Annotated in this window: 16 protein-coding genes; 7 read left to right on the plus strand and 9 right to left on the minus strand. The window is 44.9% G+C overall.

The features are described from left to right. Positions 1 to 113 precede the first annotated feature (113 nt). Genes RH89_RS12810 through RH89_RS12820 form a run of 3 tightly spaced genes read left to right on the plus strand, consistent with a single transcriptional unit; the run spans position 114 to position 2,520 of the window. Positions 114 to 512 (plus strand): PepSY domain-containing protein, encoded by a 399-nt coding sequence (locus RH89_RS12810; protein WP_004402330.1) that lies wholly within the window; start codon positions 114 to 116, stop codon positions 510 to 512. Positions 513 to 521: 9 nt separating this feature from the next. Next, positions 522 to 1,181 carry a response regulator transcription factor gene (locus RH89_RS12815; RefSeq protein WP_004402331.1) on the plus strand — a complete coding sequence of 220 codons (660 nt, stop codon included), beginning with the start codon at positions 522 to 524 and terminating at the stop codon, positions 1,179 to 1,181. Then, positions 1,171 to 2,520, plus strand: a complete 1,350-nt coding sequence (locus RH89_RS12820) for an ATP-binding protein (protein WP_004402332.1) — start codon at positions 1,171 to 1,173, stop codon at positions 2,518 to 2,520. The genes RH89_RS12815 and RH89_RS12820 overlap by 11 nt, the downstream gene beginning before the upstream one ends. A 102-nt stretch (positions 2,521 to 2,622) precedes the next feature. Here the strand turns inward: RH89_RS12820 and RH89_RS12825 are convergent, their stop codons facing one another. Continuing rightward, the gene (locus RH89_RS12825; protein WP_004402333.1) at positions 2,623 to 3,912 is read right to left on the minus strand and encodes an LssY C-terminal domain-containing protein; all 1,290 of its coding nucleotides are present in this window, start codon (positions 3,910 to 3,912) and stop codon (positions 2,623 to 2,625) included. Further along, the gene (locus tag RH89_RS12830; protein ID WP_004402334.1) at positions 3,912 to 4,637 is read right to left on the minus strand and encodes a glycosyltransferase family 2 protein; all 726 of its coding nucleotides are present in this window, start codon (positions 4,635 to 4,637) and stop codon (positions 3,912 to 3,914) included. The genes RH89_RS12825 and RH89_RS12830 overlap by 1 nt, the downstream gene beginning before the upstream one ends. Positions 4,638 to 4,922: 285 nt before the next feature. Between RH89_RS12830 and rplY the strand changes: the two genes are divergently transcribed. Further along, the gene (rplY, locus tag RH89_RS12835) at positions 4,923 to 5,201 is read left to right on the plus strand and encodes a 50S ribosomal protein L25 (RefSeq protein WP_004402335.1); all 279 of its coding nucleotides are present in this window, start codon (positions 4,923 to 4,925) and stop codon (positions 5,199 to 5,201) included. Between the two features lie 138 nt (positions 5,202 to 5,339). Here the strand turns inward: rplY and RH89_RS12840 are convergent, their stop codons facing one another. Beyond that, positions 5,340 to 6,821, minus strand: a complete 1,482-nt coding sequence (locus RH89_RS12840; protein WP_004402336.1) for a chitinase — start codon at positions 6,819 to 6,821, stop codon at positions 5,340 to 5,342. Between the two features lie 381 nt (positions 6,822 to 7,202). Next, on the minus strand, positions 7,203 to 7,454 hold the full coding sequence (locus tag RH89_RS12845; protein WP_004402338.1) for a DUF1289 domain-containing protein: 252 nt from the start codon (positions 7,452 to 7,454) through the stop codon (positions 7,203 to 7,205). A gap of 238 nt (positions 7,455 to 7,692) precedes the next feature. Between RH89_RS12845 and RH89_RS12850 the strand changes: the two genes are divergently transcribed. After that, the gene (locus RH89_RS12850; protein WP_038145791.1) at positions 7,693 to 8,136 is read left to right on the plus strand and encodes an META domain-containing protein; all 444 of its coding nucleotides are present in this window, start codon (positions 7,693 to 7,695) and stop codon (positions 8,134 to 8,136) included. Between the two features lie 85 nt (positions 8,137 to 8,221). On the opposite strand, the gene metE is transcribed toward RH89_RS12850, so the two are convergent. Further along, positions 8,222 to 10,504, minus strand: coding sequence for a 5-methyltetrahydropteroyltriglutamate--homocysteine S-methyltransferase (gene metE / locus RH89_RS12855; RefSeq protein WP_004402344.1), 2,283 nt, complete (start codon positions 10,502 to 10,504; stop codon positions 8,222 to 8,224). A gap of 213 nt (positions 10,505 to 10,717) precedes the next feature. Between metE and RH89_RS12860 the strand changes: the two genes are divergently transcribed. Continuing rightward, on the plus strand, positions 10,718 to 11,629 hold the full coding sequence (locus RH89_RS12860) for a LysR substrate-binding domain-containing protein (RefSeq protein WP_004402345.1): 912 nt from the start codon (positions 10,718 to 10,720) through the stop codon (positions 11,627 to 11,629). A gap of 21 nt (positions 11,630 to 11,650) precedes the next feature. Here the strand turns inward: RH89_RS12860 and RH89_RS12865 are convergent, their stop codons facing one another. From RH89_RS12865 to RH89_RS28695, 4 genes are all read right to left on the minus strand, one after another. Beyond that, complete coding sequence (locus RH89_RS12865) at positions 11,651 to 11,851, minus strand: DUF4250 domain-containing protein (RefSeq protein WP_004402346.1); 201 nt, start codon at positions 11,849 to 11,851, stop codon at positions 11,651 to 11,653. 93 nt (positions 11,852 to 11,944) lie between these two features. After that, the gene (locus RH89_RS12870) at positions 11,945 to 12,619 is read right to left on the minus strand and encodes a hypothetical protein (RefSeq protein ID WP_004402347.1); all 675 of its coding nucleotides are present in this window, start codon (positions 12,617 to 12,619) and stop codon (positions 11,945 to 11,947) included. Positions 12,620 to 12,726: 107 nt separating this feature from the next. Next, a complete protein-coding gene (locus RH89_RS12875) occupies positions 12,727 to 14,517 on the minus strand; it encodes an EAL domain-containing protein (protein ID WP_050811526.1) in 1,791 nt (596 codons plus the stop codon). Between the two features lie 17 nt (positions 14,518 to 14,534). Beyond that, positions 14,535 to 15,203 (minus strand): PAS domain-containing protein, encoded by a 669-nt coding sequence (locus RH89_RS28695; protein ID WP_050811527.1) that lies wholly within the window; start codon positions 15,201 to 15,203, stop codon positions 14,535 to 14,537. Between the two features lie 309 nt (positions 15,204 to 15,512). Here RH89_RS28695 and RH89_RS12885 point away from each other — a divergent pair. After that, positions 15,513 to 16,212 (plus strand): ABC transporter substrate binding protein (locus RH89_RS12885; protein ID WP_004402348.1); only part of this gene is annotated, 700 nt, incomplete at its 3' end.

Here is a 16,212-nt window from a genome sequence, read left to right on the forward strand (position 1 = left end):
TCCTCAATTCCCCTGCTGAAATTCGCATTTCAGAGACCTTAAGAACAAGTTCACTTTCCATTCATTTTGACATGTTTATACTCGATGGAAGTTAATGCTTTTAAGGTAAGTCTATGTTTCGACATCCTATCGCTGTCTTTACCGCAACCTTTCTCGCTGCTGGGATAGGTTATGTGTATGCTTTTCAAGATGTCTCTCCTCAATCTGTCGTGATTGATGTGCCCCACAAGGGAACTCGTATCGAAATCGATGAAGATCAGGACGATGTCTATGAGGCCGTTCAGGAAGGACGAATTCAGCCTTTTTCTGCACTCTACAAAGCAGTAGCAGAGCAGCTTAATGGTCGCGTAATTCGCGTAGAACTTGATGAAGATGACGACCAATGGATTTATGAGCTAAGGTTGGTTCATGACGAAAATGTCATCAAAGTAGAATACGATGCGAGCACGCTTGAATTGATGCAAATTAAAGGCAGAAACCTAAATCAAGTTATTAAGAAACACGCACAATAAGAAGAACACATGAAAGTATTAGTTGTGGAAGATGAGCCTCGCCTGGGCGAGCAAATCATTGAAACTTTAGAACAGGCTGGATGGGTTCCTGAACTTTCGGTAGAAGGCATTGATGCTCTTTATCGCGCCACTTCTGAAGAATGGGACATGATCGTTCTGGATCTTGGCTTACCCAAAATTGACGGTTTGACAGTGTTAAAAGGCATTCGCGACGAGAACATTAATACTCCCGTGATTATTCTGAGTGCCCGAGATACTCTGTCTCAACGTGTAGAAGGGTTAAACGCCGGAGCAGACGACTATCTCACGAAACCATTCGAGATGGTTGAGCTCATTGCCCGAATTCGTGCTCAATTGCGTCGAGCCTCCGGCAATGCCTCTCCTGTTATGCAGGTCGGCGACCTTAGCTTAGATACGAGAACATCGAAGGTCTTGTGGCAAGGGCAAGTCGTCAGCCTGACTGCTCTTGAATACAAAGTCGTCGCGTATTTCATGCACAATGCCGACAAGGTCATCTCGCGTACTGAGCTCGTTGAGCATATCTACAAACAAGATTTTGATCGAGATTCAAACACCATCGAAGTCTTTATCGGACGTATTCGCAAAAAAATCGCTCCTGACGTCATCAAGACTGTTCGAGGTCTTGGATATCAACTGAATGCTAATTAAACCTTCCTTTATTCGTAGCCTAAGCCTGAGAAACCGCTTACTATCCGCTGCGGTAATCTGGCTAGGGCTGATGATATTCGCCGCTGGTCTTTTGATCCCAAACTTAATCAAAGATTACCTTAAAGAAGACATTCGCCAACAATTGAGTTTGTCTTTGGATGAGCTCACCGCAAACATTGATGTGGATGTTCATGGCAGAATGGTGATGCCATTTCGATTGTCAGACCCAAGGTTCAACCGCCCCTACAGTGGGTTGTATTGGATGGCGGCGACTGAGAATCAAGTCATGCGCTCACGCTCTCTTTGGGATCAGCTTATTACATTTAAGCGCTTTAAAGGGGCGAGAGGCGCCAACGGCGAAAAGCTTATTTATATTCAGAGAAACATATATCTTCCTGATTTTTCTTCTCCAATCACTATCACCGTCGGACTAGACGAACAGCCACTTGAAGACACGTTACACGCATTGATGGGTCAGGTATGGTTGGTACTTACTATGCTGTTTGTTGGTATTCTGGTGTTAATTGGACTGCAGGTTTCGTGGTCGCTCAGACCTCTTGGGAAAATGCAGAAGGAGCTCCATAAGCTCCGTTCTGGTGAGCAAAGCGCTCTTGAAAACCATTACCCTAAGGAAATCCAACCCCTCACGTCAGATCTGAACGCCCTGCTCTTCCATTATCAAGAGCTATTGCAGCGAGCGAGAAACCACGCAGGAAACCTTTCCCATGCGCTGAAAACCCCAATTTCCGTTCTTAAAAATGAAGCGACACTGCTTGATCCGGAAACACGAGCCAAGCTGGAACCGTCGGTACAAAACCTGCAACAACAAATCGATTACCACTTAGGTCGGGCTCGCATGGCAGGATCTATGCACATTCTCGCAGTTAGCTGTCAACCAAGCGAACAAGTCGATGCGATATCGATCGCGTTTGATAAAGTATTTGCAGACAGAGATATCCTGCTTATCAATGAACTTGAGGCTGACCTAAAAGTCGCGGTTGAATCGACAGACATGGACGAAATGCTTGGCAATCTGCTAGAAAATGGCTACAAGTGGGCAAACTCCCAAATCCGAGTCTATAGCGAAACCGTCTCTGACAAACAAGTCGCTTTGGTAGTTGAAGATGATGGTCCCGGTATTCCTAACGAAATGAAAGAGCACGTTTTAAAGCGTGGAGTAAGGCTGGATGAAGAAACACCGGGTTCAGGTCTTGGTCTTAATATTGTGAAAGAAATGGCACACAGCTACCGAGGGGGACTTGTTCTTGAAGATAGCTCTTCAGGTGGTACCAAAGCCAAGCTGATTATTAATCTATGTAATAGCCAGAGTAAACGTTAGTTCATAGGCACGCGTCACCCAAGCAGTTTACAACGAGCAGATTTGGTGCGTAACAATAAGTATGATCTGAAAGCCCTTGGACATTTCCAAGGGCTTTTTACTTTAACGGGTTATGAGGCTGGCGGTATTAAATTGCATGGCTCTTGGCTGAATGACCAGAGCATAACCGTCTGAGTAATAATCTTGCTGGTCATTGAGAATACTTGGATCAGCGACTTTTAATGGCGTAGATTCCCACTGCTGGCTGGTTGCGATAGCATCACCAAGCCGATCTCGCTCTTCATCAACATTGGGATCTACTTTATGAAGTACGGTTACGATGCCTTTGTAGTGAGAGACTTTTAGACCTGCGTCATAGCTTATTGCTCCTACCCAAACTGGTTGTCCTGCCTGTGATGAATGCCCTGCATACCACCAACGGACATGGCTTCGATTGAGCAAATCTCCTTTTTGTTGGTACGCAAACCATTGAGGTTCATTATTCCAATACAAATCGGATATGGGAGGTGTTTGATTCTTCAACAAATCAACATATTCTGTTAGGCGGAATTTGTCTCGGCTGAATGTTTGATTTTCAATCCATCCAAGTTCTTTCATGAGTTCATTGGGGGATTCGCCAACGTAAATTAAGTTCACTGCCTGAGCACTGTAGACTTTGGACAGCCCAGGAAATGCCTGAAAATGCTTACCCAACCAGTTTTTTTGATCATATTTCGATACCTGAGCAGACTTCGCTGGCAAGTTTTGAATGAAGAAATGATGATAGTTAATCGACAACATGCCTATCACGCCAACGAAAGCCATACGAATTGTGGTTTTCTTCAATCCTGCGTTTTTAAGCCAATATATCCCAAGCACAACGGAAGCGAATAAGAACCCAAGTAATACCTTATGTTCAGCCACAAATACTTTAGCATCGTTCAGCCAGTTGAATGTCTCTAGCCCTGCTGCAATCAGATAGCCCCAAGCAACAAATTGACCAACGCCAAGTAAGATGCCAATTGAATCGTAGATGGCGAACTTTCTCCACTTGTAACCGTGGCTGCCTGCGATAAAAGGAACGACCCAAGATATTGGTCCTAGTAAACGGGCAAGAGTGATAACCCACACTCCCCTATTTCTCATAAGAATCCGGGCACGGGCGAACACCCTCCGTAATTTAGGGAATTTTCTGATAAGTTTTTTCTGAATAGGGTTCCCCCAATACCTTCCCAATCCAAAGCTAAGATGATCACCAACGATTGCGCCTGCAATTACAGCTATAACCCCTAATGTAGTGCCCTGCTGTAACAAATAGCCAGCGGCGAGAAGAAAGGGCTCCCCCATGACAATTAGGTTTGGTCCGATCAGCGCATCCAAGAATGCGCCACCGAACAGCATTAAAATATCCATTAGCTAGTGTAATGTCCGAATTTGTATTCCATTTCCTGATTTCGCATCTCTCCGAAGAAGAAACGGCGAAGATTCGCTTTCAGATACAGCGCCCCTGTCGAAACAAAGCCATCTTGATCCAGTCGGCGGGGATCGAATTCGAATGTCATTGGTAAGAATCGAAAACGCCAGGTCTGGCTAGCGCGTTTTACGTAGTCACAGTCTTCGCATAAGGTGATCTCCTCGTCGAAGCCTTTCAGATCGTCGTGGGCGCGCTTGGTGGAGAAGATGCAAGCACCGACTGCGGTTGGAAAGAAAAACTGTGTGGTGAATAATCCAGCATTAAATAATGCGTATCCTGCTTTGTGTGCCACTGGTAAACCTTTGGAGCCCATGTAGACACCTGCGACTTCAAGCTTGGTCTCTTCCAGTTTCTCCATCGCATTTTGCAGGAATGAAGGTCTCAGGCGAACATCAGCATCTAAAAACAACAAGCGATTGTGAGTTGCCAGCGATGCTCCGGTATTTCGTCCCAAACTGACGCCACGCTCCCCCATATTGTGGGTCTTCAGAGCCGGCAAAGAGTCTTTGAATGTCTCGGCGATTTCCAAAGTCGCGTCGTCACTGTTTGAGTCAACGACCACTACTTCAAAATTGCGATAAGTTTGTGCACTTAGATCTTTTAGTAAGTTTGAAATTCGTTTTTCTTCATTCAATGTAATGACAATAACGCTGATTGGTTTCATAAGATTTCCCTCTGTCTTTTAGATTGCAGAGTGAAATTAACAAGGCTGTCATTAACTATTTGTGATAGTAAAGTTCACATTCGGTTCATTGTTCTGTAAACGTGAATTCAATGATTCTCTGAAGTGCTTTGTTTATGAATGAATTATCTTGCTCAAGAATGGGGAGAATGTTAGTATCCGCGCTCGCTGTTCGTTGTCATTGTTTTGACAACTGAGCAAAGCATCATCAACTAGGTCGCTATGTTGATGGTGAAGTTTTAATTTTACTATTTGAGAGTAAATAATATGAAATTCGAAGCAGTAGTACGTACTGAACAAGGTAAGGGTGCGAGCCGCCGCCTACGTCACGCTGGTCAATTCCCAGCAATCGTTTACGGTGGTGAAGCAGCACCTGTTTCTATCGCTCTAAACCACGACGATGTTATCAACCAAATGGACAAGCCTGAGTTCTACGAGACAATCACTCTAGTGATTGACGGTGCAGAAGTTAAGGTTAAGCCACAAGACGTACAACGTCACGCGTTCAAGCCAAAAGTTGAGCACATGGACTTCATCCGCATCTAATTCCTTACCAGGGAATTAATCGGATAGATCCTACCTTTTGCATATATAAGACTCTCGGACTTACCAACCGAAAGCTCTAAAAATTAGAAACCCCAGTTGCTACCAACAACTGGGGTTTCACCTTTTTATAGGTTTATCTTATTTTGCCGGGCAAGCAACTTCTTCCCAGAACCAGTTAGTTTGAGTTGGTGTTTCCCAAACGCCTGGGTCATTTTTCGCAACAAAGCATTTGCCGTTGTGAGTCACTTTCGCGCCAGCACCGACGTCTGTTTTACCTGCTTCCCAAACGATGAAGCCGTTTGGATCTGGGTTTGGACCTGGACCAGGACCTGGATCAGGTGTAGGAACCGGATCTAATTTGTCTACTACTCTCACCTCAGGCCAAGTTTGATGAGACAGGTAGAAGTTAGTCACACATTTCTCGTAATCACCTGGAACCAATGCAGAGTAAGCCGTTTGGTAGCCTACTAGCTTACACTCGTAAGATACGCCTTCTGGGCGGTCAGCGTGGTAAGAGAAATCCGCTTCCCAGTTAGTGTAAAGTACATCAGTTGCACCATTCAGGTTCAGACTGCCGTACGGTGTTTGCTGCCAACAAGTATTTTTCTCGTCCGCTTCAACAGGGATGTTGTAGTGAGCAGCAAGCCCTTCCCAGTATTTGATTCGGTTAACTGGCTGACCTTTATTTTTGTTCTGTTCGCCACACTCAATACCGCCATTGATGATGTTGATTGTGGTACCGAATCCATAGCCAATCCCCGCGTCAATTTCGCGTTGAGAAGGCTTCCAGGTACGGTCAATAACATGCAGCATTGCTGGCTTAGGTGCTTGTGGTGTTAGGTAGAACCAAATTGCAGATGCTAGGTTCAACCAGGTATCTGCAACCAATGCTGGGTTGTTCAAAAGTACGGTAGCGTCGCCGTCGTACATCACTTCAGAGAATGGACCATAGTTGAAGTGGTAAGACAATTGTTTAGCACCACGACCGAAGTACCCCTGGTTAGGCGCACAAGGCCAGCGACGGTTTTGCCAGTCGTTCTGGCCACAACCTGTCGTGTATCCAGGTTGTCCTTCAGACCAACCCATTTCACGCACGTGAACTAGAGCTTGTTGCCACTCTTCAAGAGCTAGCGGGTTATCCCAAATATTGTCTTTTGCGATATGTCCGCCCGTTTCCTGAGCGAAGTGTGCAAAGGCTGTGATAATGGATTTTTTACAGATCGCATCTGCATCACGACCATCCGTGTAATCGCCACAGAACGCTGGGAACTTACCGATTGCACGCAAGAATTTGGTGTAGCTGTATTCTGGTGCCGCCATTTGAGTGAGGAAATCCCACTCAGCTCTTGGGAAAACTTTTTCCACACGTTTAACGTTGGCAGGGTTGCTTGCTAACCCTTCGTCAATAGCTTCAACCACAGTATTTGGTCGAGTTTCCAATGCCTTTGCCCAGATTGCGTACATAGGATCCGCTGTTTTAGCTTGCTCCGCAGCCTGCAAATCCGCTCTGGACACAATGTACCCGTTTGGATTCTGAGGATCTGGTTGTACATTCATAGCAAACGCACTGGTTGCCATTGTGCAGCCAATTAACGTTGATATAAGTGTTCTCTTCAACATTTCATCAATTCCTTGTTCTTGTAAATCAGATACTTAAATCTCGCATCTGTAAAAACATCTGTTCTCGCTCCAACCAGCAAGAAACAGAATCAAGTGACAAGATCACCAGAACAACCTGCAACCCAGCAGATAAAACTGTTCTGAGAAATCCAATCGCAGAAACTATAGTTAATGCAACTAGTATTACTGTGCTAAGAAGAACAATTTTCTACAGGTAAATGTTATTTATGAAGTATTTGCGAGTGACTGCTAGAAAACGTATGTTCCTAGCAACTAGGATTGCTTTTTTTCTGGATTAAAATCGGTAGAAAAGTGCTTATTTGAGGGCTTATCGTACTGTAAAAAAGTGGCGTGAGGTCAACTATATAAAGGGAAAAGCAATTAAAACAGATCTTGCTGTGGGCTATTTTCTTCTGCTTCTGACTGAAGCTCTTCCTTCCTTTGCTTTGACATTTTCCGGCGATAACGTTGTCGGCATAGTTTAATAACATGAAGTTGCTGAGCTGGCGTCATGGTTAACCATTCAAAGCGCTCTTGACGGTTGCGCATGCACCCGTGGCAATACCCACGTTCATCTGTGGTACACACCCGCACACAAGGACTGGGCACGGAAAAAAATTCGAGCTGTTCCATTCTCCCTCCTATTAGATGCGTTAAAGCGGTTATAGATTAAGCATAACACTTTACTAACAATACAGCATACTTAGCCAGAATCGACTATTTCTGACTGCTTAACCAGATTGAGAATATGAACCTATTCGACTGTTCTATTAATGCTGATTATCTCATTCGTTTTATTCAGATTTTATGACTTCGTACTGACAAGTTAGCTCACTTGTTGTTTATACTGCATCGGTTAAACAAACATTTCTTGGAGCTTAGAATGAAAATGCAACTCGCTCTTATCGCTTTACCTGTTCTTTTGGCAGCTTGTACCAGCAATGGAGATGCAACAGTGGTTACCAATGAAGATTTACAACATCATCACTGGATTCTGGCTCAGGTCGATGGAAAGGAATACGTGAAACCTGAACACGGCAAACACCCAAGCATTGAAGTGGGTGAAAACATGACAGTAAATGGCTTTGCTGGCTGTAACGGTTACTTTGGTCAAGGTGAATTAAAAGACGGGAAGTTCCGTGTTGTGGATATGGGAATGACCATGATGATGTGCCCGGACGATATGATGAATACGGAGCAAGTGATCTCTAGCACATTGAACGACTGGAGTGACATTACGCTAACCAAAGACACACTTGTTTTAGAAGGTAATGATCACCAGGTGACCTTCAAACTTCGTGATTGGGTAAACTGATTCCTTAGTAATATCGAAGGCCCAATACCATTAAAGTCCCGACTCAAAAAGTCGGGGCTTTTAAATTACACGCTGTATTCAAATATTACTGCCATTGTGCGCGCAGTGTTTTGGCTGCAGATACCATGTTCTTCAAAGATGCTTCGGTTTCTGCCCAGTTTCGGGTTTTCAGTCCACAGTCTGGGTTTACCCACAAACGTTTAGCTGGGATCTTAGCGGCGGCTTTCTCTAGCAAACTGACAATCCACTCTTCCGACGGAATGTTTGGCGAGTGAATGTCGTAAACACCTGGACCAATTTCATTCGGGTAGTTAAATTCTTCAAACGCTCTCAGTAACTCCATATTCGAACGAGATGTTTCGATGGTGATTACGTCGGCATCCAACGCTGCGACAGATTCAATGATTTCATTAAACTCGCTATAACACATGTGAGTGTGAATCTGAGTCTCTGGTTTCGCACTTGCCGCTGAGATTTTAAACGCATCAACCGCCCAGTTTAGGTACTCTTCATGATCGCGTTTCTTAAGCGGCAGACCTTCACGAATCGCTGGCTCATCGATTTGAATGATGTTGATACCTGCGTCTTGGAGATCACTCACTTCATCCCGAAGCGCAAATGCCAACTGCTGTGCAATTTCCTTACGAGTGATGTCTTCACGCGGGAATGTCCAGCAAAGAATAGTCACAGGTCCCGTTAGCATGCCTTTCATCTGCTTTGAAGTCAGAGACTGCGCGTACGTTGACCAACCTACTGTCATAGGTTCTTCACGCTCAATATCGGCAACCACAACAGCAGGTTTCACACAACGAGAACCGTAGCTTTGAACCCAGCCAAATTTGGTCGTTTGGAAACCTGCCAAATGTTCCGCAAAGTATTCAACCATGTCGTTACGCTCTGCTTCACCGTGCACCAACACGTCCAGATCCAACGCTTCCTGACGATCTACGGCATCTTGGATATGACCTTTTAGTGCTTCGTTGTAATCCGACTCCGATAGCTTACCTGTACGATAGGCACTACGAATTGTGCGAATTTCGCTGGTTTGCGGGAAAGAACCAATGGTTGTTGTTGGCAACAAAGGTAAGCCCAATACTTCGTCTTGATGGTGAGCCCGCTCTTCGTACGGCGCACTGCGCTCTGTAAGCGAAGCTGTAATTGAGTTTACTCGCGCTTTGACCGCAGGCTTGTTCACGTGTGTCGCTGTTTTACGTGCCACAATAGGTTTGCTGTACTCTTTGCACTCAGAAATCGCTTCGTTGTCTCCATTTAGCGCTGCACCCAGAAGGCTGACTTCATCCAGCTTTTGTTTTGCAAAAGCAAACCAGCTCTTCACTTCTTCTGAAAGCTCGGTTTCTAATTCCAAATCGATCGGGCTATGAAGCAGTGAACAGGACGAACCAATCCAGAGGTTTTCACCCAGTTTCTCTTTCACTGGTTTTAGTTTCTCTAGCCATGCATTTACATCAGCACGCCAGACGTTGCGACCATTGACGACACCCGCCGACAAAACCCAACCTTCAGGCAGTTTGTTCACAGCCGTTTCCAACTGTTCTGGAGCCGCAGAAAGATCCACATGAAGACCATTAACAGGCAGTGTAGTGACATAGTCTAAGTGCTCGCCTACCGAGTCGAAGTAGGTTGTCAGAAGCAGTTTTACATCGCTTTGAATGACCTGATAAGCCAGTTTGAAGGAGTCCAACCAGGCTTTGTCCAGCTCCAGACCAAGAATAGGTTCGTCTATCTGCACCCATTCGACACCAAGTTTAGACAGCTTCGCTAAAATTGCCTGATAAGCGGTAAGAAGACGTGGGAGAAGAGTAAGACGGTCGAACCCTTCTTCCACTTCTTTACCAAGGTATAGGTAACTAACTGGGCCAAGGAGCACAGGTTTCACATCGTGCCCCGCTTGAAGCGCTTCGTTCACTTCCTCGAAAAGCTGAGGCCAGCTCAATTCAAAGGAATCGTTACTGCTGAATTCAGGCACAATGTAGTGGTAGTTTGTATTGAACCACTTTGTCATGTCTGATGCCGCTGCACCGCATCCACAACTCGACTGAGACTGACCACGACCTACACGGAATAACGTATCCAGATCAGGAAAGCCTTTGTTGTGACGTTCTGGTACATGACCCAATAGCAGGCTAGTGGTTAACACATGATCATACCAAGCAAAGTCACCCGCTGTTACATAGCTTAGCCCACTGTTTGACTGATCGTTCCAATGACGTTGTCTTAATTCACTACCGACTTCTTTCAGTACTTCCTGAGAAATCTCACCTCGCCAGTACTTTTCCTGTGCAAATTTTAGTTCTCGTTTTTTACCAACACGTGGGTAGCCGAGGATATGAGTCTTTGTAATCGCCATAGTTGTTATTCCTTATACATAAACTTTAAGAAGTCTGGATGGCTAAAATATCTCTCGAAACACTTAGTTGAGCAAATTCCATTTATTCAACTTGTTTATTATTTTTTTTCATGTTTGAATCAGATTTAGACGTCTAGACGTTTACATAACTCAGAAAAACTCGTATTTTTATGAGTAAATGTCATAGCGAACATGGATTGGTGAGAAAAGCTCATGATAGAACTCAAACATTTAAGAACATTAACGTCGTTGCGAGATACAGGTTCTTTGACCGCAACTGCGACCGCGCTCCACCTGACTCAATCGGCTTTATCACATCAGATAAAAGATCTGGAATCCCGCATTGGTGGTCAGCTTTTCTTACGCAAAACCCGTCCAGTGAAATTCACTTCGGAAGGCGAGATTCTGTTGAAAGTGGCAGACGAAATATTGCCAAGGCTGGCAATGGCGGAAAGTGAACTGGCCAGTTTAAAAGAAGATGTGAATGGAAGATTGCACATGGCAATCGAATGCCATTCATGCTTCCAATGGCTAATGCCAGCACTAAAAGAATATCAACTGGCATGGCCAAGCGTGACTTTAGATTTTTCGTCCGGCTTCGGTTTTGAACCTTTACCTGCTCTGCTGAGTGGCGAACTTGATTTGGTCATCACCTCAGACATTCAACCTAAGTCTGAAGTCCATTACGAACCTCTGTTTGATTTTGAGATGAGATTAGTTACTTCGACCACCCACCCCTTAGCCGAGCTAGAAAGTATTGAGCCTCACCACTTAGAGGATCAAACCATCATCACTTATCCGGTACAAAAGCAAAGGCTGGATATTGTTAAGCACTTCCTGCAACCCGCTGGTGTGGAACCCGCCAAATGGAAGCAGTGCGACAACACGTTAATGCTGGTGCAAATGGTCTCTGCCGGGCTGGGCGTTGCGGCATTGCCCAACTGGGCAGTAATTGAATTCTCTCGTCAGGGGTTGATTACCAGTAAGCCTCTTTCGAATGGGCTTTGGCGTCGGCTGTTTGCGGCAACCCGCAGCAATGAAAGCAAAAAAAGATACCTACAAGCTTTCTTCAACACCGCCCGTCAGCAATGCAGAAGCCATCTTGAGGGAATTAAGCTGGCGTAAACGCAGGGGTTTAAACCCTATTTACCTTTCGTAAGACTTAAACTGATTGGTAAGAGGATCGTATTGGTAACCCTCTACATCCAGCTTGCCAATCAAACTTTCTACGTCCATTTCGTAAGTTGTGACTAGCTCTTCAAACGAGTCGCACTCCAAGCGGAGCTTTTCGTTCACAATACCCAGCAAAATGATGCTATCTAAATTGGTAATGTTACTTAAGTCCATGGCACTTTCTCCATTTCGCTTTCCCGTAATTAAGATTAGCGCTTAGTGAGAAATGTGCCATTAGGAGCGGATTGTAATTGACAGGAAACTGTCTTAAATCAAAGACTGGAATCCATATTGTGACGCAATCAAGCAGCAGATAGTGACGCCCAACTGCACCTTAGTCGGAGACTGAGCAAAGATGATATGCCAGCACCACACCAGTATCGCAGTTATCAGCATGGCAAAGCCCGCTAAAATATGAGTCGTAAAATGCTCTATGGCTTCAGGTGATAACTGATAAGCCTGCAGCAACGACACTAAGGCAAACAGCATTCCACTTGTTACACCAACGACAGGTAGAATGCGATGGAAAGCCTGCAACCTTGAACGAGAAACCACTAGCAGAAGTTGTGCAAAAGCTGCTCCAAGTAAAATACCGGAGATTGCAACGCTAACGCCTCCCCACACGGTGAAGCTTTTCATGATGAGATGTACAAGTGCTCCCAAACCTGCGATTCCAGCAACATTCAGCACCAGAAATGACCCTGTATTACGCGTTTTACCCGTCTGAACTTTTGAATAGAAGGCAACCAGCAATCCAGCTGTAACCAGACCTAACAGGCTTAACGTCGAGGTGGCGATCCATAAGGCGATAAAAGCGGGAAGAAGCTTATGTAAACGGCCTCTTTGACCGGGGCATATATCCCCTTTCTGCAAAACAAGGGTGATAACAAGTTGTGCTCCAAGAGTCATTGGGAGCAGTTGAGCAAGAAGGTAATCCAACATTTCTTCAGTGATTCTGTTCTATTTTTGTGGCACGGATAATAGCAGATTCAAATCGCTAGATCGCCGTTTTCTAACAGGGAATACTTTTCAAGTATTCAGAACTAAGGTTATTTAGCCAAGAACTTAAGAACTTTGGCTTTAGAAACCACACCCAGGCATTCCCCTTTATCTCCGGCGATTACCCATGGAAGCGGCACACCTTTATTGACCAGACCGGGAACATCTTTTAGCAACGTGGCATGGCTCAGAACGGTAAATTGCGTCTTCATAACCTGACTCAGCTTGCGTTTCAGAATTTGGGAATCTCGTTGAGTTTCCAGCTTAGTGCCGAATGTTGGGGTCATATGCAGGTTGTACACCTCTCGGTCAACAATTCCGACACAGTGCTGGCTGTCTGTCACAACCAGAACATCCAGATCGGTTCTCATGAAAATCTCGTGGACTTCCTTCATCGCTGTACTGGGTTCCAGAAACGGTGACATCTGTTCATGCAGACTGAGTATCCCCGCCCCTTGCTTGGGTAACGTGTAAGCCCTGAGCTCATTTCTCTTATTCAAATAGTGACGTGCACGCTCAATCTCAGTAATCGGGACAGGTTTAGAGAAGTAATACCCCTGAATGTAATCGACCCCTAACCCGGTTAGCACTTCGATTTCCTGAATTGTCTCGACGCCCTCTGCAATCACAGTTACCCCGAGTGTATGAGACAGATCCACCAGCATCTTCACAATAAAATATTTGTGGCTACCGATTTCAATATTAAAAATAAACTCTCGGTCGATTTTCAGGTAATCAAAGTGTCCATTACTCAAGTAGGTAAACGAAGAATATCCCGTACCAAAGTCATCAATCGCAACCTGTACCCCTTTCTGGCGCAACGCTTTTAATGCTTCAATCTGGCTGTCTTCGCTGTCGAAATAAGCACTCTCAGTCAGCTCTATCGTCACCAGTTTGGGATTCACGCCTGACTCTTCAACCATATTCAGTGCATTCGTTAAAACCTGCTGAGCGCTCATTCTGGTGTTCAGAGAACGATTGATGGTGATACCAACATGTTTACCAAAATGCTGATGGATTTTACTTAAATATTTTAATGACTTAGAACCTATGATCTTATCTAACGCAGCCACCAGATTCAGATCTTCGGCAATATTGATCATTTCCTGTGGTGTGTAGCGAAGCCCTTCGGAACTGGGAAAGCGGCACAAAGCTTCAAACTTCACGACCTGCCATGTCTCGGTGGAAACAATTGGCTGAAAGTGGACATCGATGTTTTCGTCTTTAATGAAGTTGGTCAGAATTTCTTCCAGTTTCTTACGCCTGACCGTTTCTTCATGCATGGTGCGATCAAAGAAACTGATATTGTTGCCTTTCTTGCTGGAGTGCTGCTCCAACATGGCTTGTGTTGCGTGGGTGACCAGCATTTTGGGATTTGACGTATCGTAGCCCAGTACTGATACCCCTACTTTGCCTCTGGCGACAAGCTGGAACAGGTGTTCATTACCGAACTGGCGAATAGCCGCCATAAAGCGGCGAATTTCGGTGTGAATGGCTCGAACTCGATTACCAGAATTCGGGCACTTAAGTGCGCAGACAAAAAGATTGTCACCCTTGTATCCGCAAAGGTAGTGGTCATCGACCTGTGCAACAGCATTAGAAAAGGCAACACGTTGATCGAGGGTGGACGCTTCATCAAAGTCCGGAGCGACAGCCAGTACAATAATGGTGTGAGAAGATGAATAATGACGAACCAGACTTGCAAGTTTTATCCCAAACTCGTTCTCGTTGGGCAACTGAGTAAGTAACTCTATCCCGCCGTATTCCGTATCTGCAATCCGGTATAAGTGATTAGACAGGTCCACGGTAAAGCCGACAAAATAAGTCTTCCCGTTTGCCATTTCGATTTTTTGAATGGTCAGATCTTGCGGCTCGGTGTCTCCATTCGCTCGCTTAGAAGTATGGTGCCACTCCAGTGCCCTTCCCGATGAACCTGTCGCCAGATTTCCTCAAAAAATGTATCACTGTGTTTTCCTGCATTAAACAGATTCGTCTTTCTACCCAGCAGTTCACTCAGTTCGTATCCAGAGCGATCGATAAAGTAAGGGTTGCAAGCCAGAATTCGGGTATCGCTGTCGGTGATAACAATGCCATGGTGTCGATTTTCAAAAACAGCCTGAAAAATCTGCCCCATTTCGTACATTGAAGAAAGATAAAACAGGGGTCGAATATGCCCATAAAGTTCGTCCCCTTTCGCGTGACTGACTTCGATCTCGCAATAAATGATGAAACCTTTTGAGGGAGTGAGCACACTGAAAAGGGAACGTTTGGAGTTGCATTCGTGAGTGGACTGAAGTGCGTTTACTAATTTCTTTCTGTCCTTAGCCGACATGATATCCAACAGACCAGAAATGGTTCTCACGTTTAGCCTGGAGTTGATCATTTCGACCAAATAGGTGTCGATAAACTGAAATTCATCGCTCTTTGCATTCCACCGCCACTGAGCAGGTTTGTACCCCGGTTTACCTTCTTCTTCACCGTAAGAAATGCTCATGGCTTTCAACATTGAAATCAGCGATGTATCCATTTGGCGCAACTCCTTACATTGCAACTATACGAATCATAAATACATTCAAGCAAACCGTATGAATATGTCGCGTGACTGGATCAGCATTTGTTTGAAAAAGCAGGTTTTAACCCAAAAAAAGTCCCGAGGTGTGAAGCTGGTCGCTTTTCCCTAGAGCGCACCAATTCGACGAAATTTTGAAAGGCATCTTTTCTCTCTCAAACTTGAAACAACTTCAATCTCTCCTAGCCTTATCTTTAGAACTAAAAATAAGTAGTTAACACCTCTGAACCGTAATTCAATCAAAATAGATACAATGAGACACTGGAAATGGAACGTTTCGCTTTAGCTCAGTTCGCTTTTCTTCATGATTCGATTTGGAAACCAAAATTCCGAATGCATCTGCCCATGACTGTTTTATTTTCATTCATCTTTTCTTTTTACTGTCAGGCTTCAGATAAGAACCAGCAATTCACAATCGGGTTAGCCACCTGGGGAGGTTATGAAAGCAGCGTCGCAGGATTTAAAGATGGCATCGCAGAATTTGGGCTGGTAGAAGGTAAAAACCTTACACTGATCACTGGCGATCCGGGAACGCGAGAAGAACAAAAACAAAACAGTACTCTGAAGCTAAAAGAAGCTCGCCCCGATCTGGTATTTTCCGTCACCACAACAGGGACTACACTGGTAAAAAAACTGTTGCCTGCCAGCACACCTATCGTTTTTTCAGTGGTCACCTACCCTGCCGATTCTGGTTTGATTGAGTCCTTTGAATATTCAGGAAATAATCTGGTTGGAACCAGTAATTATGTCTCCAACAAGCACTATGTGACGCTGCTGAAAAAGCTTCTGCCCAATACCCGGAGAATCGCCATATTTCACCGAGATGGCGAGCCTAACTCTAAGATTCAGGCAGCGAACATGCTCCGCCTTCTTAAGCGAGAAAACATAGAAGCCAATATCATTTCTGTAGAAAGTATCCCTCAACTTACCGGGCTTGCGCAGCAATACGCCGGGCGAGTCGATGCGT

Source organism: Vibrio nigripulchritudo ATCC 27043 (genome assembly GCF_000222685.1).
GTDB classification, from domain to species: domain Bacteria; phylum Pseudomonadota; class Gammaproteobacteria; order Enterobacterales; family Vibrionaceae; genus Vibrio; species Vibrio nigripulchritudo.

Bases quoted from the DNA above. Each gene is read 5' to 3' on its own strand.
- RH89_RS12840 (WP_004402336.1), bottom strand. From the start codon at position 6,821: ATGTTGAAGAGAACACTTATATCAACGTTAATTGGCTGCACAATGGCA.
- RH89_RS12820 (WP_004402332.1), top strand. From the start codon at position 1,171: ATGCTAATTAAACCTTCCTTTATTCGTAGCCTAAGCCTGAGAAACCGC.
- RH89_RS12845 (WP_004402338.1), bottom strand. From the start codon at position 7,454: ATGGAACAGCTCGAATTTTTTTCCGTGCCCAGTCCTTGTGTGCGGGTG.
- RH89_RS12865 (WP_004402346.1), bottom strand. From the start codon at position 11,851: ATGGACTTAAGTAACATTACCAATTTAGATAGCATCATTTTGCTGGGT.
- RH89_RS12830 (WP_004402334.1), bottom strand. From the start codon at position 4,637: ATGAAACCAATCAGCGTTATTGTCATTACATTGAATGAAGAAAAACGA.
- RH89_RS12815 (WP_004402331.1), top strand. From the start codon at position 522: ATGAAAGTATTAGTTGTGGAAGATGAGCCTCGCCTGGGCGAGCAAATC.
- RH89_RS12875 (WP_050811526.1), bottom strand. From the start codon at position 14,517: ATGGCAAACGGGAAGACTTATTTTGTCGGCTTTACCGTGGACCTGTCT.
- RH89_RS12870 (WP_004402347.1), bottom strand. From the start codon at position 12,619: ATGTTGGATTACCTTCTTGCTCAACTGCTCCCAATGACTCTTGGAGCA.
- RH89_RS28695 (WP_050811527.1), bottom strand. From the start codon at position 15,203: ATGGATACATCGCTGATTTCAATGTTGAAAGCCATGAGCATTTCTTAC.
- RH89_RS12825 (WP_004402333.1), bottom strand. From the start codon at position 3,912: ATGGATATTTTAATGCTGTTCGGTGGCGCATTCTTGGATGCGCTGATC.
- metE (WP_004402344.1), bottom strand. From the start codon at position 10,504: ATGGCGATTACAAAGACTCATATCCTCGGCTACCCACGTGTTGGTAAA.
- rplY (WP_004402335.1), top strand. From the start codon at position 4,923: ATGAAATTCGAAGCAGTAGTACGTACTGAACAAGGTAAGGGTGCGAGC.
- RH89_RS12810 (WP_004402330.1), top strand. From the start codon at position 114: ATGTTTCGACATCCTATCGCTGTCTTTACCGCAACCTTTCTCGCTGCT.
- RH89_RS12860 (WP_004402345.1), top strand. From the start codon at position 10,718: ATGATAGAACTCAAACATTTAAGAACATTAACGTCGTTGCGAGATACA.